Origin of the sequence: Candidatus Pelagibacter communis (assembly GCF_001179945.1) — a bacterium.
GTDB lineage: Bacteria > Pseudomonadota > Alphaproteobacteria > Pelagibacterales > Pelagibacteraceae > Pelagilacustribacter > Pelagilacustribacter ubique_A.
Window position 1 is genome coordinate 1 of record NZ_CVSG01000019.1, and the last position, 506, is coordinate 506.

Annotated in this window: 1 protein-coding gene; it reads left to right on the forward strand. The window is 28.7% G+C overall.

All coding sequences use genetic code 11. The annotated features are described in order from the left end of the window. A partial coding sequence (locus AMN78_RS00770) for a nucleotide-binding YajQ family protein (RefSeq protein WP_143323146.1) occupies positions 1–317 on the forward strand: 317 nt, incomplete at its 5' end. Positions 318–506: the final 189 nt, after the last annotated feature.

The window sequence follows — 506 nt, forward strand, 5'->3', positions numbered from 1 at the left end:
GTTCTATTAGAGATATGTTAGAAAAGCGTGCTATTGGAAGAAAGGTAGCGCTAAAAACATTCATTATTCATGATATTGAAAAAGGATCAGGTATGTCAGTAAAACAGAAGATTGAGCTTAGAGAAGGTATTTCCAGGGATAATGCAAAACGAATTAACAAACTAATTAAAGATTATAAAATTAAAGTACAATCACAAATACAAGGTGAGCAGTTACGTGTTACAGGTAAAAATATTGATGATCTGCAAAATGTTATATCTTTATTAAAAGATGCAAATATTGGAATTCCTTTGCAGTTTATTAATATGAAAAAATAATTAGAATTATTATAGATAAATTTTAATAGGAGTTAATTATGGAAGAAGTAAAGCTATCTTGGTCATATAATGAATTTAAAGCCTATTTGCTGATCTATGCTGCAGAGTCTAACCAAATTGTCACAGAAGAAGAGTCGAATTTTCTTGAGGAGAAATTTGATACTCTTTTGATTAAGACTCTTCAAAAAG